18 protein-coding genes are annotated in these 22448 nt (G+C 46.4%); 1 reads left to right on the top strand and 17 read right to left on the bottom strand.

Going from position 1 to position 22448, the window contains the following annotated elements:
- Positions 1-14 precede the first annotated feature (14 nt).
- The 4 genes from carA to secA all read right to left on the bottom strand — a co-directional run bounded on the left by carA (position 15) and on the right by secA (position 5761).
- On the bottom strand, positions 15-1154 hold the full coding sequence (gene carA / locus A8140_RS02690; RefSeq protein ID WP_005528687.1) for a glutamine-hydrolyzing carbamoyl-phosphate synthase small subunit: 1140 nt from the start codon (positions 1152-1154) through the stop codon (positions 15-17).
- 482 nt (positions 1155-1636) lie between these two features.
- A complete protein-coding gene (gene dapB, locus A8140_RS02685; protein WP_005425407.1) occupies positions 1637-2446 on the bottom strand; it encodes a 4-hydroxy-tetrahydrodipicolinate reductase in 810 nt (269 codons plus the stop codon).
- Between the two features lie 113 nt (positions 2447-2559).
- A complete protein-coding gene (mutT, locus tag A8140_RS02680) occupies positions 2560-2958 on the bottom strand; it encodes an 8-oxo-dGTP diphosphatase MutT (protein ID WP_005528689.1) in 399 nt (132 codons plus the stop codon).
- 73 nt (positions 2959-3031) lie between these two features.
- Entirely contained in the window at positions 3032-5761 is a 2730-nt protein-coding gene (gene secA / locus A8140_RS02675; protein ID WP_005528691.1) for a preprotein translocase subunit SecA, read from the bottom strand.
- Positions 5762-6181: 420 nt separating this feature from the next.
- Between secA and A8140_RS02670 the strand changes: the two genes are divergently transcribed.
- Positions 6182-6640: a DUF721 domain-containing protein gene (locus A8140_RS02670; RefSeq protein ID WP_005528694.1), complete on the top strand. Its 459-nt coding sequence runs from the start codon at positions 6182-6184 to the stop codon at positions 6638-6640.
- Positions 6641-6709: 69 nt separating this feature from the next.
- On the opposite strand, the gene lpxC is transcribed toward A8140_RS02670, so the two are convergent.
- The 13 genes from lpxC to ftsL all read right to left on the bottom strand — a co-directional run bounded on the left by lpxC (position 6710) and on the right by ftsL (position 22446).
- A complete protein-coding gene (gene lpxC, locus A8140_RS02665; RefSeq protein ID WP_005528696.1) occupies positions 6710-7627 on the bottom strand; it encodes a UDP-3-O-acyl-N-acetylglucosamine deacetylase in 918 nt (305 codons plus the stop codon).
- A gap of 101 nt (positions 7628-7728) precedes the next feature.
- Entirely contained in the window at positions 7729-8976 is a 1248-nt protein-coding gene (gene ftsZ, locus A8140_RS02660; protein WP_005528698.1) for a cell division protein FtsZ, read from the bottom strand.
- 30 nt (positions 8977-9006) lie between these two features.
- Positions 9007-10269 carry a cell division protein FtsA gene (gene ftsA, locus A8140_RS02655; protein ID WP_005528700.1) on the bottom strand — a complete coding sequence of 421 codons (1263 nt, stop codon included), beginning with the start codon at positions 10267-10269 and terminating at the stop codon, positions 9007-9009.
- Positions 10262-11047: a cell division protein FtsQ/DivIB gene (locus A8140_RS02650; RefSeq protein WP_005528702.1), complete on the bottom strand. Its 786-nt coding sequence runs from the start codon at positions 11045-11047 to the stop codon at positions 10262-10264. Before A8140_RS02650 ends, ftsA begins: the two co-directional genes overlap by 8 nt.
- Positions 11048-11238: 191 nt before the next feature.
- The gene (murC, locus tag A8140_RS02645) at positions 11239-12696 is read right to left on the bottom strand and encodes a UDP-N-acetylmuramate--L-alanine ligase (RefSeq protein ID WP_005528704.1); all 1458 of its coding nucleotides are present in this window, start codon (positions 12694-12696) and stop codon (positions 11239-11241) included.
- 23 nt (positions 12697-12719) lie between these two features.
- A complete protein-coding gene (gene murG / locus A8140_RS02640; RefSeq protein ID WP_005528707.1) occupies positions 12720-13787 on the bottom strand; it encodes an undecaprenyldiphospho-muramoylpentapeptide beta-N-acetylglucosaminyltransferase in 1068 nt (355 codons plus the stop codon).
- On the bottom strand, positions 13774-14970 hold the full coding sequence (gene ftsW, locus A8140_RS02635) for a cell division protein FtsW (protein ID WP_005528709.1): 1197 nt from the start codon (positions 14968-14970) through the stop codon (positions 13774-13776). The genes murG and ftsW overlap by 14 nt, the downstream gene beginning before the upstream one ends.
- Before the next feature lie 18 nt (positions 14971-14988).
- On the bottom strand, positions 14989-16302 hold the full coding sequence (gene murD / locus A8140_RS02630) for a UDP-N-acetylmuramoyl-L-alanine--D-glutamate ligase (protein WP_005528711.1): 1314 nt from the start codon (positions 16300-16302) through the stop codon (positions 14989-14991).
- A 39-nt stretch (positions 16303-16341) separates the two neighbouring features.
- Complete coding sequence (gene mraY, locus A8140_RS02625) at positions 16342-17424, bottom strand: phospho-N-acetylmuramoyl-pentapeptide-transferase (protein ID WP_005528713.1); 1083 nt, start codon at positions 17422-17424, stop codon at positions 16342-16344.
- Positions 17424-18788, bottom strand: a complete 1365-nt coding sequence (locus A8140_RS02620; RefSeq protein WP_005528715.1) for a UDP-N-acetylmuramoyl-tripeptide--D-alanyl-D-alanine ligase — start codon at positions 18786-18788, stop codon at positions 17424-17426. The genes mraY and A8140_RS02620 overlap by 1 nt, the downstream gene beginning before the upstream one ends.
- A complete protein-coding gene (murE, locus tag A8140_RS02615; RefSeq protein WP_005528717.1) occupies positions 18785-20266 on the bottom strand; it encodes a UDP-N-acetylmuramoyl-L-alanyl-D-glutamate--2,6-diaminopimelate ligase in 1482 nt (493 codons plus the stop codon). The genes A8140_RS02620 and murE overlap by 4 nt, the downstream gene beginning before the upstream one ends.
- A 60-nt stretch (positions 20267-20326) precedes the next feature.
- Positions 20327-22132 (bottom strand): penicillin-binding transpeptidase domain-containing protein, encoded by a 1806-nt coding sequence (locus tag A8140_RS02610; protein WP_038862654.1) that lies wholly within the window; start codon positions 22130-22132, stop codon positions 20327-20329.
- Positions 22129-22446, bottom strand: a complete 318-nt coding sequence (gene ftsL / locus A8140_RS02605) for a cell division protein FtsL (protein WP_005428577.1) — start codon at positions 22444-22446, stop codon at positions 22129-22131. Before ftsL ends, A8140_RS02610 begins: the two co-directional genes overlap by 4 nt.
- Positions 22447-22448: the final 2 nt, after the last annotated feature.

Genomic DNA, 22448 nt, shown 5'->3' with positions numbered 1-22448 from the left:
TCTACTACTCCGAATTAAGCGCTGTGTTTTTTGATTAGTTCGATAAAGTGGTCAAATAGCGGTGCCGCGTCGTGTGGACCTGGGCTCGCTTCAGGGTGACCTTGGAAGCTAAATGCTGGCTTGTCTGTGCGGTGAATACCTTGTAGAGAGCCATCAAATAGCGATACGTGAGTAGCACGTAGATTTTCAGGTAGTGTTGCTTCGTCTGCTGCAAAACCGTGGTTCTGCGACGTAATCATCACAACATTACGCTCCAAATCTTTTACTGGATGGTTTGCGCCGTGGTGACCAAACTTCATTTTCACTGTTTGTGCACCCGATGCTAGCGCAAGGATTTGGTGGCCTAGACAGATACCAAAGATTGGCAGGCCTTTTTCTAGGAATACTTTTGTCGCTTCAATCGCGTAAGTACATGGTTCTGGGTCACCAGGGCCGTTTGATAGGAAAACGCCATCTGGGTTTAGAGCCAGAACTTCTTCTGCTGAAGTTTCAGCAGGAACAACCGTTAGGCGGCAGCCTCGGTCAACCAACATGCGCAGGATGTTGCGTTTTGCGCCGAAGTCGTAGGCAACAACGTGATATGGTAATTCGCTGTCGTCTTTCGCTTCTGGTAGTCCACCCTCAAGCGTCCACGAACCTTGTTTCCATTGATACGCTTCTTTTGTTGTAACCTCTTTCGCAAGATCCATTCCTTTCAAGCCAGGGAATTCTTTTGCTTTCGCTAGTGCCAAAGCTTCGTCTGGGTTGTTACCAGCTACGATACAACCGTTTTGAGCACCTTTTTCACGCAGGATACGAGTTAGCTTACGCGTGTCGATGTCTGCAATGCCGACGATGTTTTGCGACTTGAGGTAATCAGAAAGGGATTGTTCATTACGGAAGTTAGAAGCGATAAGAGGGAGATCGCGAATCACAAGGCCTTGTGCGTGGATTGAAGAAGATTCTTCGTCTTCGGAATTGGTTCCGGTATTGCCTATGTGAGGATAAGTAAGAGTAACGATTTGTTGAGAATAGGAAGGATCAGTGAGAATTTCTTGGTACCCCGTCATCGAGGTATTAAAAACAACTTCACCAACGGAAATACCATCTGCTCCAATGGAAACACCGCGGAACACTGTCCCATCTTCTAGGACTAACAGTGCTAATTTACCCAAGACAACCTCCAGAATAAAAATGCATAAAAAATAAATTAAGCTGCAAATTTGCCTTCCTTTACCTTGATTATTTACATAAACAGGTATTTTTGACAAATTGGCGGTATTTTAAAGATGGACTTGGAAACTGTCAACACACATTGAAAAATAAATTATTACTTTCTAGCAAGTAAGGGCATTTCAAAAGAAAAAGCTCTAAAAAAGTAAGTTTTACCTATCTACATGCCACTTACCATGACTTTTTTGTGAATTTTACAAATTTGAACTTATTGCGGATCACAAAATTTTACGAGATTTTTGCGCAAACGTTCATCCGGCAAAATCAACCCTCACTTTTGGAGGTTACGAACAAATAAATAGTTAAACCACCCAAAAAAACCAATCAAACTATCGATAACACGCGCATCTCACGTACTCATTTCATTTACATAATTTTATTCAAATACAAAAAAGCCGGCTTACGCCGGCGAATAATTATGTATTTAAAGCTCATTTAGCCCGAGGACATCGGTCATGGTGTAAAAGCCAGCTGGTTTAGAATGTAACCAAACTGCGGCCTTTACAGCACCATTAGCAAAGGTCATACGATCCGTTGCTTTGTGGGTAATTTCGACACGCTCACCGATATCAGCAAACATTGCAGTATGCTCACCGACGATATCACCAGCGCGGATAGTCGCAAAACCGATCTCATCTTTGGTACGTTCGCCCGTGATACCTTCACGTGCATATACCGCAACGTCACTCAGTTTGTTACCCATCGCGCCAGCAATGGCTTCTCCCATACCAATCGCGGTACCAGACGGAGCATCAACTTTATGACGGTGATGCGCTTCTACGATTTCTATATCACAGTAATCGCCCATCACTTTGGCTGCTTTTTCAAGAAGCTTAAAGACTAGGTTCACACCTACAGAGTAGTTCGGAGCCATAACAACAGGAATTTGCTTTGCTGCTTCATCAATCAGGTCACGTTCTTCTTCACTAAAGCCCGTAGTACCGATGACAATGCTTTTACCATGTTGTTTACACAGCTCTAGATTCGCTAACGTGCTCACTGGAGCAGTAAAATCGATTACAACGTCAAAGTTGTCGACTTCCTTGGCTAAATCATCCGTCAGAAAGACATCAAACTTACCTTCACCACACAGTTCACCTACATCAACACCAACTAGAGACGATTCTGGACGTTCAGAACCAGCAGTAACGGATGCTTCTGGATTGATATGTGATGCTTTAACTAGATTGCGACCCATACGGCCAGCAGCTCCTGCGATTGCAATACGAACCATTGCGCTTTCTCTCCTTCTCTGGATAAACGAGGCTTACCTCGCCTTCTCTCGTTTCGCTGTATCTTTTTAAACTAACAATATCCCGTGTTAACCACAAGGCAGTTAGATGCAGGTTAAGAAAACTCTTTAACCACACGTTCCAGAATCGGCACATTCGCCTCAGGAAAGGCGTACTCAGGCAATGCTGCAATATCCACCCAACAACCTTCTTGGCCTTCGCGACCATAAGGTTGGTTATCGAATTGAGATACTGTCATAAAATCAAACTTCAGGGACTTATCAGGATAATCGTATTCCAAGTGTTCAAACAAAGCTTGCTCAGTCACCGTAATGCCAATCTCTTCCTCAAGCTCACGAACCATCGCTTGTTCAACCGTTTCGCCTTGTTCAACTTTACCACCAGGGAACTCCCAAAAACCGCCCTTGTGTTTGTCGCTTGGACGTTTGGTGATGAAGATTTGCGATTTGTCTTGGTTAAGAATGATCGCCGCAACAATGTGAATTCTTTTCATTAGATTCGTTCCTAGATCTATCAATACAAAAAGAGCCGCCTAAGCGACTCTTTATTTATGTTTTCAGACTGTATTAGTCGATTTTACCGTGGCACTGTTTGTACTTTTTGCCGCTGCCACATGGACAAGGCTCATTACGGCCCACTTTGCGTTCTTCACGAACCATTGGTTGGTGAGCGCCTTCTTCAGACTCTTCGCCTTCAGACAACGGGTTTTGTGCTGCCGCGTGTTGAGCTTGTGCACGACGAGCTGCTTCTTCAGCTTGCGCGCGACGTTGCTCTTCCATACGTTCAACTTCTTCTTGCTGTTGAACACGAACACGAGATAGAACAGTAATTACGTCTGTTTTCAGCGCTTCTAGTAGACCTTCAAACAGTTCAAACGACTCACGCTTGTACTCTTGTTTCGGGTTCTTCTGCGCGTAACCACGTAGGTGAATACCTTGACGTAGGTGATCCATCGCCGCTAGGTGCTCTTTCCATAGCGTATCTAGCGTTTGAAGCATTACTGATTTTTCGAAGTTACGTAGCACTTGTGCGCCAACCACTTCTTCTTTCGCTTTGTAAACTTCAACCGCTAGGTTAGTGATCTTCTCACGTAGCGCTTCTTCATATAGCTTGTCGTCTTCTTCAAGCCATTGCTTGATTGGCGCGTCTAGATCGAAGTCTGCCTTCAAGCGCTCTTGAAGACCTTCCACATCCCACATGTCTTCTAGAGATTGTGGTGGAATGTATTCGTCGATGATCGCAGTGATTACATCTTCACGGTTTTGCTCGATCATGTCGCTAATGTCGTCAACGCTCATTAGCTCATCACGCAATTCGTAAACCACTTTACGTTGATCGTTCGCCACGTCATCGTATTCAAGAAGCTGTTTACGGATATCGAAGTTACGGCCTTCCACTTTACGCTGTGCTTTTTCAATTGAACGAGACAGCATCTTAGATTCGATTGCTTCACCTTCTTCCATACCACTTTGGATAAGGCTAGCCATACGGTCTGAAGTGAAGATACGCAATAATGAATCTTCCATCGATAGATAGAAACGAGATGAACCTGCATCACCTTGACGACCAGAACGACCACGTAGCTGGTTATCGATACGACGAGATTCGTGACGCTCAGTACCGATGATGTGTAGACCACCAGACTCTAGTACTTGATCATGAACTTGTTTCCACTCAGCTTTAATCGCGTCGATCTGTTCTTTAGTCGGATCTTGCAGTGCTTCCACTTTCGCTTGCCAGCTACCACCTAACACGATATCGGTACCACGACCTGCCATGTTCGTTGCGATTGTTACTGCACCAGGTGTACCAGCTTCTGCAACAATCTCAGCTTCACGTTCGTGGAATTTCGCGTTCAGTACGTTGTGCTTAATCTTCGCTTTCTTAAGTGCGTTAGATAGCAGTTCTGATTTCTCGATAGAAACCGTACCTACTAGAGATGGTTGACCTTTCTCTACGCGCTCTTTGATGTCTTCGATGATTGCAGCAAACTTCTCTGCTTCAGTACGGTAAACCACGTCTGGCATATCGTTACGGATCATTGGCTTGTTAGTTGGGATAACAACCGTTTCAAGACCGTAAATCGATTGGAATTCGAATGCTTCTGTATCCGCTGTACCTGTCATGCCTGACAGTTTTTCGTATAGACGGAAGTAGTTCTGGAAAGTAATCGAAGCCAGCGTTTGGTTTTCGTTTTGAATCTTAACGCCTTCTTTTGCTTCAACCGCTTGGTGAAGACCTTCAGACCAACGACGACCCGGCATTGTACGACCCGTGTGCTCATCAACGATTACAACTTCACCGTCTTCGTTAACGATGTAATCTACGTTGCGTTCGAACAACACGTGTGCGCGAAGCGCTGCGTTTACGTGGTGCAGTAGGCTGATGTTCGTTGGAGAGTAAAGCGTATCACCCTCTTCCATCAGACCGTTTTTCACCATCAATTCTTCAACGAATTCTTGGCCCGTTTCTGTTAGGTGAACCTGTTTAGATTTCTCATCTACTGTGTAGTGACCGTCACCGCGGTATTCTTCAGAATCTTCTTTATCTTGCTTTTGAAGCTGTGGAATAAGCAGGTTGATACGAGTGTAAAGATCAGAGCTGTCTTCTGCTGGACCAGAGATGATCAAAGGAGTACGAGCTTCATCGATAAGGATTGAGTCCACCTCATCGACTACAGCGAAGAAACGCTCACGTTGAACACGGTCTTCATTGCGGAAAGCCATGTTGTCACGTAGGTAGTCAAAACCAAATTCGTTGTTTGTACCGTATAGGATGTCAGCTTGGTAAGCTTCTTTCTTCGCTTGAGGAGGCATGTTTGGCACGTTTACGCCAACAGTCATACCTAAGAATTCAAATAGTGGACGGTTAGTCTCAGCATCACGTGTCGCTAGGTAGTCGTTCACTGTGACTACGTGTACACCTTTACCTGGAAGTGCGTTTAGGTAAGCAGGAAGGGTTGCAGTTAAAGTTTTACCTTCACCAGTACGCATTTCCGCAATTTGACCGCCGTTCAGTACCATACCACCGATAAGCTGAACGTCGAAGTGACGCATGCCGTAAACACGTTTAGATGCTTCACGAACCGTAGCAAAAGCTTCTGGAAGTAGCTTATCAAGAGTTTCGCCTTGCCCTAGGCGCTCACGGAACTCAACTGTCTTCGCTTTTAGCTCTTCATCAGAAAGTGCTTCGAACGTTGGTTCGTAGTTATTAATCTCTTTTACAATTTTTCTAAGGCGGCGCAGTGTTCGGTCGTTGCGACTGCCAATTACTTTTGTCAGTAGCTTAGTTATCATTTTTCGTGGATCTCTCTTTAATCAGACCGTTCCCGATCTACTCGTAATGCCTTCAGTCTCTGCCAGTTTGGAACTAAGAATACTGAGATAAATCATTTATCAAAGATATTGAGTTCAAACATCCATATTTCAAGGCTAAATTTTGAATCAATGTGGCTTAGTGTAAGGATTTTTCATCGATACAACCATAAATAGACGTATTTGTTTGAAGCACTCGTAAGTTTTTAGACAAACTGATGGCGGATTAGCCAGTATTACACAGGCCTCACGGCGTAAAGTCAGCATTTTCAAAACAATCCGCTTTTACTTGCTAAACCCAAATCGTCTGGTGAAGTTGAAGATAAAGGCCATAATGTAAACTATACCTAAGCAGAAAGCTGCTCTAGAATACCCATATCTCAACAAAATTAGATTTTACCTATGCGTGATCATCGCCCTACCTCAACAGACGACCTTATTGCTGAATCTCAGTTTAAGCAGATTCAAGAGCATGCAGGGGAAATCTTGCAGCTGAATCAGGCATTGCAGGAGATCTTGCCAAAAGGAACGGCCGATCATTGCCGTGTGGCGAACGTTCGCAGCGGTCATTTATTAATTGATGTATCAAGTGCTGCAATCAAAATGAAGATCGATTACGATCGCCTAATGATCCTCAATAAACTGAGAACCCAAGGCTACGCAAAATTAATGAGTGTGGAGGTAAGAATCAACCCTTCCCTTTACCGTAATCGGTTCGAACAAGAGAACAAACCAAAGCGTCCACCATTAACCGAATCCGCGGCAAACTCGCTGTTGATCATTGCTGATATGGCGCCACCGAAGATCCAAGAACGCTTGAAACGCCTTGCCGATATGGCAGAGAAGAAAAGCGAAAAATAGCAACGAAACTTCAGATACTAAAAAGCCAGGCATTGCCTGGCTTTTTTAATTTGTTTGCGTTTGCGTATTTTACGCTAGAACCATATTTGGTTGTGCAAATGCGACTGGTGAACCTTCTTCTTCTTCAAATGTTGTCCATTCCCATGCTTCTTGATCAGCAAGAACAGCACGAAGAAGTTGGTTGTTTAGACCGTGACCTGATTTGTATGCACGGAACTCACCGATAATTGCGTGACCACACATGTAAAGATCACCAATAGCATCCAATACTTTATGAGTTACAAACTCATTGTCAAAGCGTAAACCTTCTTCGTTAAGGATACGGTAGTCATCAAGTACGATTGCACAGTCAAAACTACCACCCAAACACAAGTTTTGTGATTGAAGGTTTTCGATATCACGCATGAAGCCAAATGTACGTGCACGAGAAATCTCGCGAACGAAGCCTTGAGATGAGAAATCAAACATAAGACGTTGCTCGTCTGATTCGATCGCAGGGTGGTTAAATTCAATTTCGAAGTCCATACGGAAGCCGTTAAATGGAACAAACTCTGCCCACTTATCGCCATCTTCAAAACGAACTGGTTTCTTAATACGGATAAAACGCTTAGGCGCATTTTGCGTTTCGATACCTGCTTGTTGTAGCAAGTATACGAATGGGCTAGCGCTACCATCCATGATTGGAATTTCAGGTGCGTCAACTTCAACAATAATGTTGTCGATGCCCATACCAGCAAGTGCCGCGTTCAAGTGTTCAACAGTTGAAATACGCACGCCTTCGTCGTTCACTAGTGCTGTACATAGCATAGTGTCACGAACGGACGCTGGATCAGCTGGAAAATCTACAGGTGGGTTTACATCTGTACGACGGTAAATGATACCTGTATTAGCAGCAGCTGGGCGCAGAGTAAGTGTGACTTTACGACCAGAGTGGAGACCCACACCAGTTGTTTTCACTATTTCTTTCAGAGTACGTTGTCTGATCATCTGCTTGCCTCTCTAAAATATGCTACAAAACACGGCCGTCTGTAACGTCGACCGTGAATGCTACCATAATTTTGAGCTATGTCAAATTTACGGGTTAAAGATTAATCAGCCTGACGACGCAAAAATGCCGGAATATCTAAATAACCGCTTTCTTTCTCTTGCTTTGGTGCTGCTGAGCTTTGGCCCGCAGATGAAGCTGGAGAAGAAGAAACTGTGTTTGTCGGCTGAGGAGTTACCTGTGGCTTCTCTTGCACTGGAGTAGTTTGCAAAGTTTGTGCCGGTTTCTCTTCAGCTTGTGGCGCTACAGCTTGCTGTTGTGGTTGAGCTTGCGGCGCAGCCGTCGGAGCTACTTTCGCTTTGCCACCAGCAACTAGCGTAATGTCTGGTTTTTTCTCGTTGCCGATACCTGTCGCAACAACTGTTACGCGGATTTCGTCCGTCATATCTGGGTCTAGAGAAGTACCGATAACCACTGTCGCATTGTCCGAAGCAAATGCTTTCACTGTGTTACCTACTGTCTCAAACTCATCAAGACGCATGTCCAGACCAGCAGTGATGTTAACAAGAACACCACGAGCACCCGCTAGATCGATGTCTTCTAGAAGCGGGCTAGAGATAGCCATCTCTGCTGCTTCTTCTGCACGATCTTCGCCTTTCGCGATGCCGCTACCCATCATTGCGTGACCCATTTCAGACATTACAGTGCGTACGTCTGCAAAGTCGACGTTGATCATGCCAGGACGAGTGATTAGCTCTGCAATACCTTGAACTGCGTTCTTAAGAACGTCGTTCGCGCTTGCAAACGCTTCTAGCAGCGTTACACCACGACCAAGTACTTTAAGTAGCTTTTCGTTTGGAATCGTGATCAAAGAGTCAACGTGCTTAGACAGCTCATCGATACCTTGCTCTGCAAATGCCAAACGCTTTTTGCCTTCAAAGCTGAACGGTTTTGTTACTACCGCAACGGTAAGAATCCCCAGCTCTTTTGCTACTTCAGCGATAACAGGTGCTGCACCAGTACCAGTACCACCGCCCATACCAGCTGCGATAAACACCATATCGGCACCAGTTAGGGAATCTTTAAGTCTATCTCTGTCTTCGAGAGCTGCCTCACGGCCAACCTGTGGATTCGCACCTGCCCCCAGACCTTTAGTGATATCACCACCAATCTGAATGACATTGCCAACGCTTGTCTTACGAAGTGCTTGCGCATCAGTGTTGACGCTGATGAATTCCACACCTTCGATGGATTCACGCACCATGTGTTCAACAGCGTTACCACCGCCGCCACCAACCCCAACGACCTTGATTACTGCATCGTCAGACATTTCCATCATCGGTTCAAACATGTGTTGTCTCCGTTTATCCTGCAACTCAGGTTAAAACTCTTTTTGTATCCAATTACGCAATTTACCGAAAAAGCCAGTAACAGATGAGCGCTTAGGTTCATTATAATCGCTATCGTCACTAGACTGCATGTCTCTTGCGTAATGAAGTAATCCAACTGCCGTAGAATGGTACGGCTCTTTTACATAGTCAGTTAATCCGCTGACTTCGAGCGGTTTGCCGACCCTTACTTGGTTGCGGAATACGCGTTCCGCACATTCTACCACTCCCTCGATTTGCGCTGCACCGCCGGTAAGAACTACACCCGCGGCGAGATGGTGCTTAATGCCCTCTTCGCGCAATTTCGCTTGTACAGAGTCGATAGTTTGGTTAACCAGTCCCATAAGCTCAGAGTAGCGTGGTTCAATCACTTCTGACAAAGTCTGACGCTGCAGACTACGTGAAGGTCGACCACCTACGCTTGGAACGTTAACCGTGTCATCCTTACTGACCAGTTCACTCAAGGCGCAACCATATTTGACCTTTATTTCTTCAGCATCGCTCACAGGCGTACCAAAAGCAAAGGCAATATCGCTAGTTACAGCATTTCCTGCGTAAGAAAATACCTCTGTGTGACGTAATGCACCACCAGTCCAGATAGAAACATCCATCGTGCCAGCGCCAATATCGACCACACAAACCCCAAGCTCTCTTTCATCCTCGGTAATTACCGCGTTACTCGCAGCAAGCCCAGAAAAAACAAGTTGCTCTACTTTAAGGCCGCAGCGTTCTACCGCCTTAATAATATTGCGTGCCATATCATTATGGCATGAGATCAAATGGACACTCACTTCCATTCTCACTCCAGATAAACCAAGCGGATTTTTGATACCCTCTTGGTAGTCGATGGTGAACTCTTGCGGAATCACGTGAAGGATTCGTTGTTCATCACCGATTTTAATCGATTTTGCGGTATGGATAGCGCGATCCATATCTTCTTGAGAAACTTCCTCGTCCGATATAGTGCCCATGCCTTTTTCAATTCGGCTTGCGATATGCTTACCAGACAACGAAATAAATACTCGGCTGATTTGGCATTCCGCCATTAACTCAGCTTGATCAATTGCGCGTTGTACTGATTTTACAACCGACTCCAAATCATTCACGCCGCCTTTATCCATGCCACGTGAAGGGCTACTACCCGAACCAATAATATTTATTTGGCCATCCGGTAGAATCTCACCCACTAGAGCTGATACGGTTGCAGTGCCTATATCAAGACCAACAATAATGTTGTCATCAGCGGCCTTAGTCATTCGTACTCTCTTGTTCTAACTCATGTTCAGGAAACCAACCAACCGCGGCTCCCGTATCGTACCTAAGATCGATATAACTGATTCTTTGTGTGTCACTGCCAAGCTTGTTGTAGAGCAAGAAGAAACGCTCTATTCGCTCATCCAGAGACTCTTTACCGAGCTCTAGTCGAATACCGTTATCAAGGATGATCTGCCAAGCTCGTCGCTCGTTTAATACAAGAGACGATATAGCAAGACCCAGTGTTTGGAACTTAGGTCGGAGTTCGCGATAGGTTTGCAAGACTTCCGGCCCGGTTTCATTGGGTCCATATAACTTAACTTTCTCTTCCTTTAGCAGGCCGACATCGCCTCCAAATACCAAGCCATTATTATCTAATAACTCGTTGCCATTCCAGATGGCGACTGGGCGATGTTCTGTCAAAAATACTTTTACTGTGTCAGGCCATTGTTTGCGGATCGCGGCATGCGCAACCCAAGGAATGGCTTCAACACTATGTTGCAACACATCAATGTCTTGTGACATGAAGGTGCCAATATGATCAATCTGGCTAAACGCAGCTTGAACATCGTCTGCAGTGACATACTCCAGTTTTCCCTGAAGTACTATTTTGGAGAGAGGTAACCTTTGGTCATCCCACATCCAACTGATCGCTGAGTACAAAACAGAACTAATTAAGGTCACCACAACAACGAAAAATAGCGCACCTAAGATTTTATCTTGGCGACCACGGTTATTGTCCGTGTTAAGTCGCTCTTCATTAAGTGCAATATTCAACAACGTCTTCGTTTCCTGACTTTTGTCCTGTACTTTTCACCGTGTTAGCACACATTGGCAAAAGCATTGACTTTAACCTTGGGATTATACTGAGCTCTTGTAAACTATCAAACACTGATAGCGATAAATCACAACGTTCTTGACGCAAAATCGAGATCTAGGTCTTTCTCTGTACCTTGCGTCAACCTTGGTCGCTAACCGAGCATCTTGCTAATGTTCAATTCAAGTGCTGCTAATTGCTTCGCCACTTTACCAACATCACCCGCGCCTTGAGTCAAAATCAGGTCGCCGTCTTGTATAACGTTAGCCAAAACTGAAGGTAATTGCTCGATTTCTGGGACAAAAATTGGATCTACCTTCCCACGACTGCGAATGGTACGGCACAATGCTCGACCATCTGCACCTGATATTGGCTTTTCACCTGCGGCGTATACATCCAACATGATCAGCACATCAACTTGTTCAAGTACGTTTGCAAAATCATCGTATAAATCACGAGTTCGGCTGTAACGGTGCGGTTGGAAAATCATCACTAAGCGCTTATCTTGCCAACCACTTCGCGCGGCATGGATAGTTACGTCCACTTCTGTTGGGTGGTGACCGTAATCATCGACAAGCATGGCATGGCCGTTGCCCGTATCAAACTCACCCAAATGGTCAAAACGACGACCAGTACCTTGAGTACCTGCCATTGCTTTTAAAATCGCTTCATCGCTAATGTCATCTTCTGTTGCTACCGCAATTGCTGCTGATGCGTTCAAGGCATTATGACGGCCAGGAATATTTAGTGTGATATCAAGATTCGCACGACCTTCGCGTACAACGGTGAATTTGCCTTGCTGACCTTCTTGGTGATAATCCTCGATACGAACATCCGCATCTTCAGAGAAACCATAAGTGATCACTTGACGGCTAATTCGAGGAATCAATTCACGAATCACAGGATCGTCGATACATACAATTGCTTGGCCGTAAAACGGTAGGTTATGAAGGAAGTCAATGAAGGTTTGCTTCAAGGTTTCGAAGTCACCACCGTATGTATCCATGTGGTCCGCTTCGATGTTCGTTACGATGCTCACCATAGGTTGCAAATGCAAGAATGAAGCGTCACTTTCGTCTGCTTCAGCAATCAAAATTCGGCTAGAGCCCAAACGTGCGTTCGTACCCGCGCTCTTAACCAAACCACCGTTAACAAAGGTTGGATCCAAGCCCGCTTCAGAATAGATTTGCGTCACAAGCGCCGTGGTCGTTGTTTTGCCGTGCGTACCCGCAACAGCAATCCCATGACGGAAGCGCATCAATTCAGCCAACATCTCTGCGCGACGTACGATAGGAATACGTAACTCACGCGCTGCCATCACTTCTGGGTTTTCTTCGTTAATCGCCGTTGAAACCACAACAACACTGGCTTTTTCTACATTGCTCGCTTGGTGGCCGATAAAAACGGTTGCACCCTTTGATACTAAACGCTCTGTCACTGGGTTCTCTGATAGATCAGAGCCTGTGATTTGGTAGCCTTCGTTCAACAGCACTTCTGCAATGCCGCTCATGCCCGCACCACCAATACCGATGAAGTGGATGGATTTCACGCGGCGCATCTCTGGCACCATTGCGCGAATCTGAGCTAAGTCTTGTGTATGTTGGATTGTCATCAATTCTATTCTCAATAATTCGGTTAACGCTTTTCGGTCAAAGCGACAATGGCTTGTGCGACAACTCGGTCAGCATTCAATTTTGCAGCGCCACGCGCTTGCTCAGCCATTGTAAGTAAAGCTTGTCGATCCAATTGTTGGATCTGCTGAGTCAATGACTCAACGGTTAAATCTGGTTGTTCAATCATTTTCGCCGCACCGCAATCCACTAAGTGGTCTGCATTCAGTGCTTGCTGGCGGTCTTTATGCATAAACGGAACAAAAATAGCCCCCACGCCTGCCGCCGAGACTTCCGAAACGGTTAACGCTCCTGAACGACAAACCAAAAGGTCAGCCCATGCATACGCTTCTGCAACATCGTCAATGAATTCTGTAACGTCTGCATTCGCAACACCATTCGCTTGGTATGCTGCGTTCACCTCTTCAGCGGAGCCTTTGCCCGCTTGATGACGAATACAGTAATCATCACCCAATTTTGCCATCACTTCTGGCAGAATTTGGTTAAGAATACGTGCGCCTTGGCTGCCGCCCATCACCAAAATACGAATTGGACCTTGACGTTCTTGCATGCGCTCAGTTGGTGCTGCTAATTGAGTCACATCCTCACGAACCGGGTTGCCAACCACTTCAGCATTTGGAAACGCACCAGGGAAAGCTTGAAATACCTTCTTCGCGATTTTCGATAACCATTGGTTCGTCAGGCCTGCGACTGCATTCTGCTCGTGCAGCACTACAGGAATACCACTCATCCAAGCGGCAATACCACCAGGACCGCTAACATAGCCGCCCATGCCAAGCACTGCGTCTGGCTGCCAGCGTTTCATGTGAGTTCGAGCTTGCATGATGGCATTGATAATTTGAAATGGTGCAGCAAGAAGACGCTTAACGCCTTGACCTCGTAGACCTTTTACTTTGATAAAGTCGATTTCAATGCCATGTTTTGGCACTAGTTCGGCTTCCATTCTATCCGCGGTGCCTAACCAACGAATCTCCCAACCTTGTTCTTGTAGCTGCCTCGCTACCGCAAGACCCGGGAACACGTGACCGCCAGTACCACCAGCCATCACCATCAAACGTTTATTTTTCTTCATCGACTTGTTGTTCTGATTCTTTCTGGCCGCGCTTCAAGCGGCATTCGTGATCGATTCGCAGCAAGATAGATACTGCCACGGACATGATAATAAGACTCGAACCACCATAACTGATTAGTGGAAGAGTAAGACCTTTGGTTGGAACGATACCTGCTGCTGCGCCAACGTTAACCAACGTCTGAAAAGCAAACCAAATACCGATGCCAAATGCGAGGTAACCACCAAACATTTCGCCTTCATCAAAAGCGCGCTTACCAATGTAGACCGCTTTTAATACCAAGCTAAAAATCAGCATGAGTACTAATACCACACCAACAAACCCGATCTCTTCTGCCAATACTGCAAAAACGAAGTCGGTATGCGCTTCTGGTAGGTATTCGAGTTTTTGAATTGAGTTACCGAGGCCTTGACCAAACCACTCACCACGACCAAACGCCATGAGTGATTGTGTGAGCTGATAACCGCTACCGAATGGATCTTCCCAAGGGTCTAAGAATGACGTAACACGGCGAATACGGTACGGCTCAACCAAAATCAAACCAACGACCGCAGCGATACCGGCAATCATCAAAGCTAAGAACTGCGTGAGCTTAGCGCCTGCAATGAACAACATGCCAAACAAGGTCACCAGCATTACGACCACAGTACCTAAGTCGGGCTGACCAAGCAGCAAGACCGCGAAGAAGGCAAACACCATAATCGGCTTCATGAAACCGCCAAAGAAAGTTTGGCGAACTTCGTCTTGCTTACGCACCAGATAACCGGACATGAAGACAAATAGCGAGAGCTTGGCGACTTCGGCAGGCTGCAAGTTGAACAGACCCAGCGGGATCCAACGTGAGGCACCGTTCACCGACTTACCAGCGACTAATACGATGATGAGCAAGCCAAAAGCAAGCCACAGTAGGTAGTGGCTCTTCTTGAACCACTCCTGCAAAGGCACTTGGAGAATAACGGAGGAAACACCAATCGCGAGAACTAGGAAGGTGGCATGACGGAACATGAAGTGAAACGGCTGATCCGTCAAACGTGAGCTGATAGGAAATGATGCTGATGTCACCATCACCAAGCCAGTTAACATCAAACCCAGCGCAATCCAGACAAGTTGACGATCAAAGAGCGCCTCTGGTGCAGGATGCTTAAGCCAAGTGCCAATGCTGCGTTTAACGTTACCTAAACCCACGAAGTGTGTGACCTTTAATTATGCATATTTCTTAGCAAGAGCTGCGAATGCGTCACCTCTTGCCATAAAGTTGTCGAATTGATCAAAGCTAGCACATGCCGGAGACAGCATCACCATATCACCCGTTTTTAACTGCGAAGATATCTGTTGAATCACATCTTCCATGGTGTCGAAACGAGTTGCTGATTCATGCAGTGGCATAAATTCATCACCATCTGCACCAAAGCAGCAAAGTTGTAGGTTCAGTGTTGCGAAGATCGGTTTTAGTGGAGTGAAGTCAGCGCCTTTGCCAACACCACCAACAAGCAAGTACAGCTTGCCTGTCGACTCTAATCCAGAGAGTGCAGCCATAGTGCTTGCAATATTGGTCGCTTTAGAGTCATTCACCCATTTTACACCACGATTATCCGCAACCACTTGGCATCGATGTGTCAAACCAGTGTAAGTTTTCAGTGCATTCAATGATTTGTGATAGTCCACATCTGCCGCTTTAAGCAGAGCAAGTACCACAAGCGCGTTAGCTAGGTTGTGCTTACCAACCAGCTTTAATTCATCACTGGCAATCACACGCTGACCATGATCAAGCAACCAAGTACGCTTACCATCTGCTTCAAGGCCGTAAGCTTGCTCATCACTTCCGAATGTCACCAACGGTGTTTCAGTATCAGGGAAGGTTTCTTGATCATCACGGTTAACTACTGCCAGCTCCGCGTTATCAAAAATGCGCAGTTTAGCTTGTCGGTAGTCCGACATGCCCTCATAGCGATCCATGTGATCTTCGGAAAGGTTCAGAAACGCCGCCGCTTTAAGCTTCAGGCTTGAAGTGGTTTCTAGCTGGAAACTGGACAACTCAAGCACATACAAGTCTGCATCTTGCTCTAGCAAATCGAGAGCAGGAACACCGATATTGCCACCGACACCCACTGTTAAGCCTGCAGCCTTCGCCATTACACCCGTTAAGTCAGTGACTGTGCTTTTACCATTAGAACCGGTAATCGCAATAACTGGCTTATCGACTGCCCACGCGAAGAGTTCGATATCACCAACAACTGGCGTTCCTTTCGCAAGAACCGCTTGTATCTCTGGTGTCGCTAAGGCAATACCCGGGTTAGTCACCACTAAGTCAGCCTCTGCAAGCCACTCAGTATTCCAACCACCACTGTGCAGTTCAACCTGCTCTGGTAAGCGCTCAGCTCCCGGAGGAGTCGCACGTGTATCGATGACTTTAACCGTCAGTTGCGGCTGTGTTTTTGTTAGGTGTTTAACGACAGAGAGCCCGGTAATACCGAGCCCTACAACGACGACCTTATGTATGTTTTGCCAACGTTCCATATTTGATCACGCAATTTGTCTTGTTCTTGGAAGGTGCGATTAACGCACTTTCAGTGTCGCTAGACCAATCAGAACAAGAACCATAGAAATAATCCAGAAGCGCACGATTACGCGAGGCTCCGGCCAACCTTTTAATTCGTAGTGGTGGTGAATCGGAGCCATGCGGAAAATACGCTGGCCGCGAAGTTTGTAAGAACCTACCTGTAGAATTACCGATAGCGTCTCCATTACAAATACACCGCCCATGATCACCAGTACTAACTCTTGACGAACCAATACTGCGATTGTGCCAAGCGCACCACCAAGTGCTAGTGAGCCCACATCGCCCATGAAAACTTGTGCTGGGTAAGTGTTAAACCACAAGAAACCAAGACCTGCACCAACAATTGCCGTACATACCACGACTAATTCAGAAGCATGCGGTAGGTAAGGGATGTGAAGGTATTCAGAGAAGTTAACATTACCCGTCGCCCATGCGATCACCGCAAAACCAGCCGCAACGAGAACCGTTGGCATGATAGCTAAACCATCTAAACCATCGGTTAGGTTTACCGCGTTACTGGTACCCACGATTACAAAGTAAGTCAGGATAATGTACATCAAACCAAGTTGCGGCATGATGTCTTTGAAAAATGGCACCACAAGCTGAGTTGCTGCAGTATCCTTGCCGTAAGCGTACAGAGCAAAAGCCACTACAAACGCAATTGATGATTGCCAGAAGTACTTCCAACGAGCAATCAGACCGTCAGTGTTCTTGCGCACGACCTTACGATAGTCATCGACAAAACCGATCGCACCATAACCAAGAAGAACGGTCAGTACCGCCCAAACGTACGGGTTCGACAAGTCAGTCCATAACAGGATAGTGATAGAGATAGCAGCCAAAATCATGATACCGCCCATTGTTGGGGTACCACGCTTGCTAAAGTGGGATTCTGGACCTTCGTTACGAACAACCTGACCAATTTGGAGCATCTGTAGACGCTTGATCATAATCGGTCCCATCCATAGAGATAGACCTAGAGCGGTTAGAACGCTGAGGATTGCTCGAAAAGATAGGTATTCAAACAATCGGAAAAAAGATAGGTATGGCTGTAGCAGCTCGGCAAGCCAAATAATCATTAATAGTACTCCTTCAAAGCAGCAGCGACTTCAAACATACGTGCACCGTTCGCGCCTTTCACCAACATCGTGTGGTGTTCAGGAACCGCTTGGTCTAGATGCTGCTTGATGTAGTCAATCATCTCTTGATGTGTCTCGAAATGGATGCCATCGCAAAGCTCGCTAATGACCTTTGCATCCGCACCATACGTGAGAACATGTTCAAATTTTTGTGGGGCAGCATGTTCCCCGACTTGACGGTGAAGTGCAAGACTTTCCTCACCCAACTCCGCCATATTACCTAAAATCAACCAACGTTGACCTTGGAATGCCGCCAGCAAATCGACCGCCGCCTTCATGGCAGGAACGCTAGCGTTGTAGCTGTCATCAATAAGCTTGATTTTATCGCTCAGCTCTTCCACTTCAACACGACCTTTTACCTTGTTTAAGTGCTTAAGGCCTGAACGAATCTCTTCTAATGTCGCCCCCATTTTCAAGGCAATGATAGAAGCAGCAATTGCATTAGCCACGTTGTGTTTACCAATAATACCCAGAGACAGTTCAATTTCTTGTGAAGTTGCAGCGATATGTAAGTCAAAGCTTGCTTCACCTGCGGCGCTCATCACGATGTTGGAAGCGTAAAAGTCAGCATCCGCGTTACTTTGTGAAAAAGTAATCACATTCTTATCTGCTAATACTTCATCCCACTTCGCTCCGCCATTGCTATCTAGGTTTACGATCGCAATACCGCCAGCCGCTAGCCCTTGATAGATTTCACCTTTAGCTTGTTTCACGCCATCGATAGACCCGAAACCTTCAAGGTGAGCAGCAGCCACGTTGTTTACCATGGCAATGTCTGGCTTAACCAATTGCGTGGTGTACTCAATTTCACCAATGTGGTTCGCACCCAACTCGATCACCGCGTAGTCATCGCCTTGTTGCGAACGCAGCAAGGTCAATGGCACACCAATGTCGTTGTTGAAGTTGCCCGCAGTAAACAGCACTTTACCTTTCAACTGCAAAATACTGGCAACCATCTCTTTCACCGTGGTTTTACCACAGCTACCTGTAATGGCGACCGTCGGTGTTTGGCATGTTTGGTGAACCCAAGCTGCCACTTGACCCAATGCTACCTTACTATCGCCGACAACGACTTGAGGCACATTCACATTAACGCGTTTTTGTACCAATAGTGCGCCCGCGCCCGACTCTACTGCTTGTTGGCAGAAGTTGTGAGCATCAAAACGCTCTCCAACCAAAGCAACAAATAGAGCGCCTTGTTCGATAGATCGAGTGTCAGTCGAAACAGATTCAATAGAAAGATCGTTACCAATCCGTTCACCGCCAGTAATGTCGGCAATTTGAGAAAGCGTTACTGTGATCATGATGAAAGCCCCAATAGTGTCATGGCTGACTCGCGGTCAGAGTAATGGATGGTTCCAGAATTTAGAATTTGGTAGTCCTCATGACCTTTACCGGCCAGAAGGATAATGTCTTGCGAAGAAGCATGCTCAAGTGCGTAAGACAGCGCTTTGAAGCGGTCATGTTGCACAATCGCCGCAGCGGGTTTCGTTAAACCAGCCAACATGTCTTTCATGATCAACGCTGGATCTTCGCTACGAGGGTTGTCATCGGTAAGTACCACTGTGTCACCCAAACGTTCAGCGATTTCCGCCATCATTGGGCGCTTACCAGCATCACGATCACCACCACAGCCGAAAATAGCCCAAAGCTCACCGTCGCAATGTACACGCAATGCTTGCAGCGCTTTTTCTAGCGCGTCAGGCGTGTGAGCATAATCCACCACTACTTTGGCATTGTCGTCAGCTTGGAACAGTTCCATACGACCAAGAACGGGCTGTAATTGGCCTGCTGTTGCCAGCAAATCTTGCTTGCTGAAACCTAGACTAAGTAACGTTGTGAATGCCAACATCAGATTCGCGGCATTGAACTCACCGATAAGTGGTGCATGCAACGTACCTTCACCAAACTTGCCATCAAACTCAATCGTGATGCCAGATTCAGCATAAGCGATGTGGTTTGCATACACGCTTTGAGAAAATTCTGTTGTTGGTTTGAGTGATACGGCAAGCGCGTTGTTCAATTGCTTCGCCCACGCAGCACCCACAACATCATCGACATTGATAACAGCGTGACCACATTGATGTTCAGTAAACAGGGTTAACTTAGCGTTGGCGTATTCTTCCATCGTGCCATGGTAATCGAGATGATCACGACTCAGGTTAGTAAACACGCCAGCAGCAAAAGACAGCGCTTTAACGCGACCTTGAATCAAACCATGAGAAGACACTTCAAGCGCTGTGTATTGCGCTTTTTGCTCAGCGAGCGAAGACAGTGTTTTTTGGATTTCAACGGCGTTGCCGGTAGTATTCGCAGCTTCTTGTAGGTTGTCGAGAAAGCCATTCCCCGTGGTTCCCATTACCGCCGCTTTTGAACCGACCAAATCAATCCATTGAGCAATCAGTTGAGTGATGGTGGTTTTGCCGTTGGTGCCAGTGACACCAATCAAATCCATCGTTGGGTAGGTATACAAGTGACCTGCAATTTCAGATAGGCACTTATCCAGCGCATCAAGGTAAATCACTGGAACATCATCAATAATCTCAATCGTGCCATGCGCTTTTTGCTCACAAGCTTGAGCAATCACCGCATTCGCACCTTGCTCAATCACGGTTGGGATAAATTTACGCCCATCCATAACATGGCCAATAATAGCTACAAAAGTTGTTCCAGATTGAACTCGTCGACTGTCGAGTTCCAAATCAGAAACAAGAATGGACGACAAACTCGGGCAATCGACCCAAGTGGAAAGCAGCGTGTCCATACTGATGGCTTTAGTCATATCTATTCTCCGAGCATTAGCTCAGCTTTCTTCATTTTGTTTCTCAGTACGCTTATAAGCCTACTGTTGGAATTTATTTTCGTCAGGGGCAACGTTCAGAATTTGCAGTGCGCCTTTCATGATTTCAGAGAAAACAGGTGAGGCTACCGAACCACCGTAGTAATCATCACCTTGTGGTTCATTAACCACAACCACAAGCGCTAAACGTGGGTCACTCACTGGCGCAACACCAGCCGTGTAGTTGATGTACTCATCACTATAGCCACCTGCCCTTGCCTTTCGGGCAGTACCGGTTTTTGCACCGACTCGGTAACCAGGAACCGCCGCACGACGTGCAGAACCGCCTTTTTGCGTTACCGTTTCAAGCATGTCTAAAACGAGACGAGCATTCTCTTTACTCACAACTTGGCGTGCCATGTCATTATCGTTACTTTCGATAATATGGATCGGCTCATATTTACCCAAGTTACCTAGCGTCGCATAGGCATGCGCTAGCTGGATTGGAGTAACCGATAAACCATAACCAAACGAGATGGTTGCGCGCTCAATTGGAGACCAGCGAGAGCGGCTTGGGAAGATACCCACCACTTCACCGACCAAGTTAAGACCGGATAATTCACCAAGGCCAACCGAACTGTACAAGCCAAGTAAAGCTTCAACCGGCATTTGCATCGCCAGCTTGGTCACACCGATGTTACTCGATTTCTTTAGAATGGTAGTTAGGCTCGCTTTGCCGACTTTTGGCGCATCACGAACACGGCTACCACCGAGTTGAAGAATACCGTTACCCGTATCAACAATCGTATCCTTGTCTGCCACCCCATTTTCTAATGCGGCCAAAACAACAAAAGGCTTAATGGTTGAGCCCGGCTCTAGTGAGTCAGTAATCACGCGGTTACGCATTTTGTAACTTTGCCAATCACTGCGGTTGTTTGGGTTGTAAGAAGGCGCGTTGACCATGGCCAGTACCGCCCCCGTTTTAACGTCTAGAATAACAACGGATCCAGATGTTGCACGGTGATCCGCTACGGCCTGCTTGATCGCTCGATAAGCGACGGCTTGAATGCGTTGGTCGATCGTCAGCTGTAGCGGTTTACCTTCTTGCTTCTCTTCAAGAGCAATGTTCTCTACCACGCGACCATAACGGTCTTTACGGATGGTTTTCTTGCCTGCAGCACCAGTTAACCACTCGTCATAGCTTCGTTCCACGCCTTCTAGGCCGTGGCCATCAATGCCAGTTACACCGACTAAGTGAGCACTAACCTCACCAGCAGGATAGTAGCGGCGAGATTCCGACTTCAAGCCAACGCCAGGTAGTTTGAGTTCACGAATGTAGTTCGCCATCGCTGGGCTAACTTGGCGTTGTAGATAGATAAAACGACGTTTTTCGTTTTTCTTGATTTTGTTGATCAGGCCTTGGCGATCTAGGCCAAGTACGTCTGCAAGTGCGTACCAACTCTTCGTTTTCTGCAGAGCGCCTTCTTTGAAGATAGTTTTAGGATCAGCCCACACGGCTTCAACAGGAACACTCACTGCAAGCGGTTCGCCATTGCGATCAGAGATGATACCGCGCGCAGAAGGAATGGCTTTAACACGGACAGAGCGAAGGTCACCCTGTTTGATTAGGTTGTCAGGCTCTATAACTTGAATATAGGCCACTCGCCCAACGAGAAGTGCGAAGGCACAGAAGACAAAAAACAGCAGTAACTGAAAACGCCAACGAATCAAAAACGATTCTAACTCTTCAGCCACTTCTGCTTGTTTCGTTTCTTTGGTAGGTTGCGGCTTTGTAGCAGCTACTTTTTTTTCTTTCGCAGCAGACTTGCGCGTATTTCCTTGTTTAGATTTGGCTTTCTTTCCAATCATTTTAGCGTGATAACCACTTCTTTATCGCCATCTGGTCGTTTCATTTCAAGGTCCTTCTTTGCCAAGTCTTGAACGCGACTGTGTTCCGCGAGGGCTGTTTCTTCCAACATTAGGTTGCGCCATTCGCTATCCAATCGCTCTCGCTCAACCAATGTATGATCTTTTTCAGTGATAGCCTGACGCGCATGGTGGGTGGCAAACACCACTCCCATTGCCGTTGCGAAAATCAAAATCATCAGCAACAACGACCAGCGACCGACGGTAATTAAGTCCGTCGCAATCAACTTAGCAAGGTTAGGAGTGGTTTTCGTCATAA

It is taken from the genome of Vibrio campbellii CAIM 519 = NBRC 15631 = ATCC 25920 (assembly GCF_002163755.1).
Classification (GTDB): domain Bacteria; phylum Pseudomonadota; class Gammaproteobacteria; order Enterobacterales; family Vibrionaceae; genus Vibrio; species Vibrio campbellii.
Note: the sequence above shows the minus strand (reverse complement) of the source record. Positions and strands in the feature narration are given on the sequence as shown.

Excerpts from the sequence above, each read along its gene's own strand:
- murD (WP_005528711.1), bottom strand. The coding sequence starts at position 16,302 with ATGGAACGTTGGCAAAACATACATAAGGTCGTCGTTGTAGGGCTCGGT.
- dapB (WP_005425407.1), bottom strand. The coding sequence starts at position 2,446 with ATGGTTCGTATTGCAATCGCAGGAGCTGCTGGCCGTATGGGTCGCAAT.
- mraY (WP_005528713.1), bottom strand. The coding sequence starts at position 17,424 with ATGATTATTTGGCTTGCCGAGCTGCTACAGCCATACCTATCTTTTTTC.
- murC (WP_005528704.1), bottom strand. The coding sequence starts at position 12,696 with ATGACAATCCAACATACACAAGACTTAGCTCAGATTCGCGCAATGGTG.
- A8140_RS02620 (WP_005528715.1), bottom strand. The coding sequence starts at position 18,788 with ATGATCACAGTAACGCTTTCTCAAATTGCCGACATTACTGGCGGTGAA.
- ftsL (WP_005428577.1), bottom strand. The coding sequence starts at position 22,446 with ATGACGAAAACCACTCCTAACCTTGCTAAGTTGATTGCGACGGACTTA.
- ftsZ (WP_005528698.1), bottom strand. The coding sequence starts at position 8,976 with ATGTTTGAACCGATGATGGAAATGTCTGACGATGCAGTAATCAAGGTC.
- A8140_RS02670 (WP_005528694.1), top strand. The coding sequence starts at position 6,182 with ATGCGTGATCATCGCCCTACCTCAACAGACGACCTTATTGCTGAATCT.
- secA (WP_005528691.1), bottom strand. The coding sequence starts at position 5,761 with ATGATAACTAAGCTACTGACAAAAGTAATTGGCAGTCGCAACGACCGA.
- lpxC (WP_005528696.1), bottom strand. The coding sequence starts at position 7,627 with ATGATCAGACAACGTACTCTGAAAGAAATAGTGAAAACAACTGGTGTG.
- murG (WP_005528707.1), bottom strand. The coding sequence starts at position 13,787 with ATGAAGAAAAATAAACGTTTGATGGTGATGGCTGGTGGTACTGGCGGT.
- mutT (WP_005528689.1), bottom strand. The coding sequence starts at position 2,958 with ATGAAAAGAATTCACATTGTTGCGGCGATCATTCTTAACCAAGACAAA.
- ftsA (WP_005528700.1), bottom strand. The coding sequence starts at position 10,269 with ATGACTAAGGCCGCTGATGACAACATTATTGTTGGTCTTGATATAGGC.
- A8140_RS02610 (WP_038862654.1), bottom strand. The coding sequence starts at position 22,132 with ATGATTGGAAAGAAAGCCAAATCTAAACAAGGAAATACGCGCAAGTCT.
- murE (WP_005528717.1), bottom strand. The coding sequence starts at position 20,266 with ATGACTAAAGCCATCAGTATGGACACGCTGCTTTCCACTTGGGTCGAT.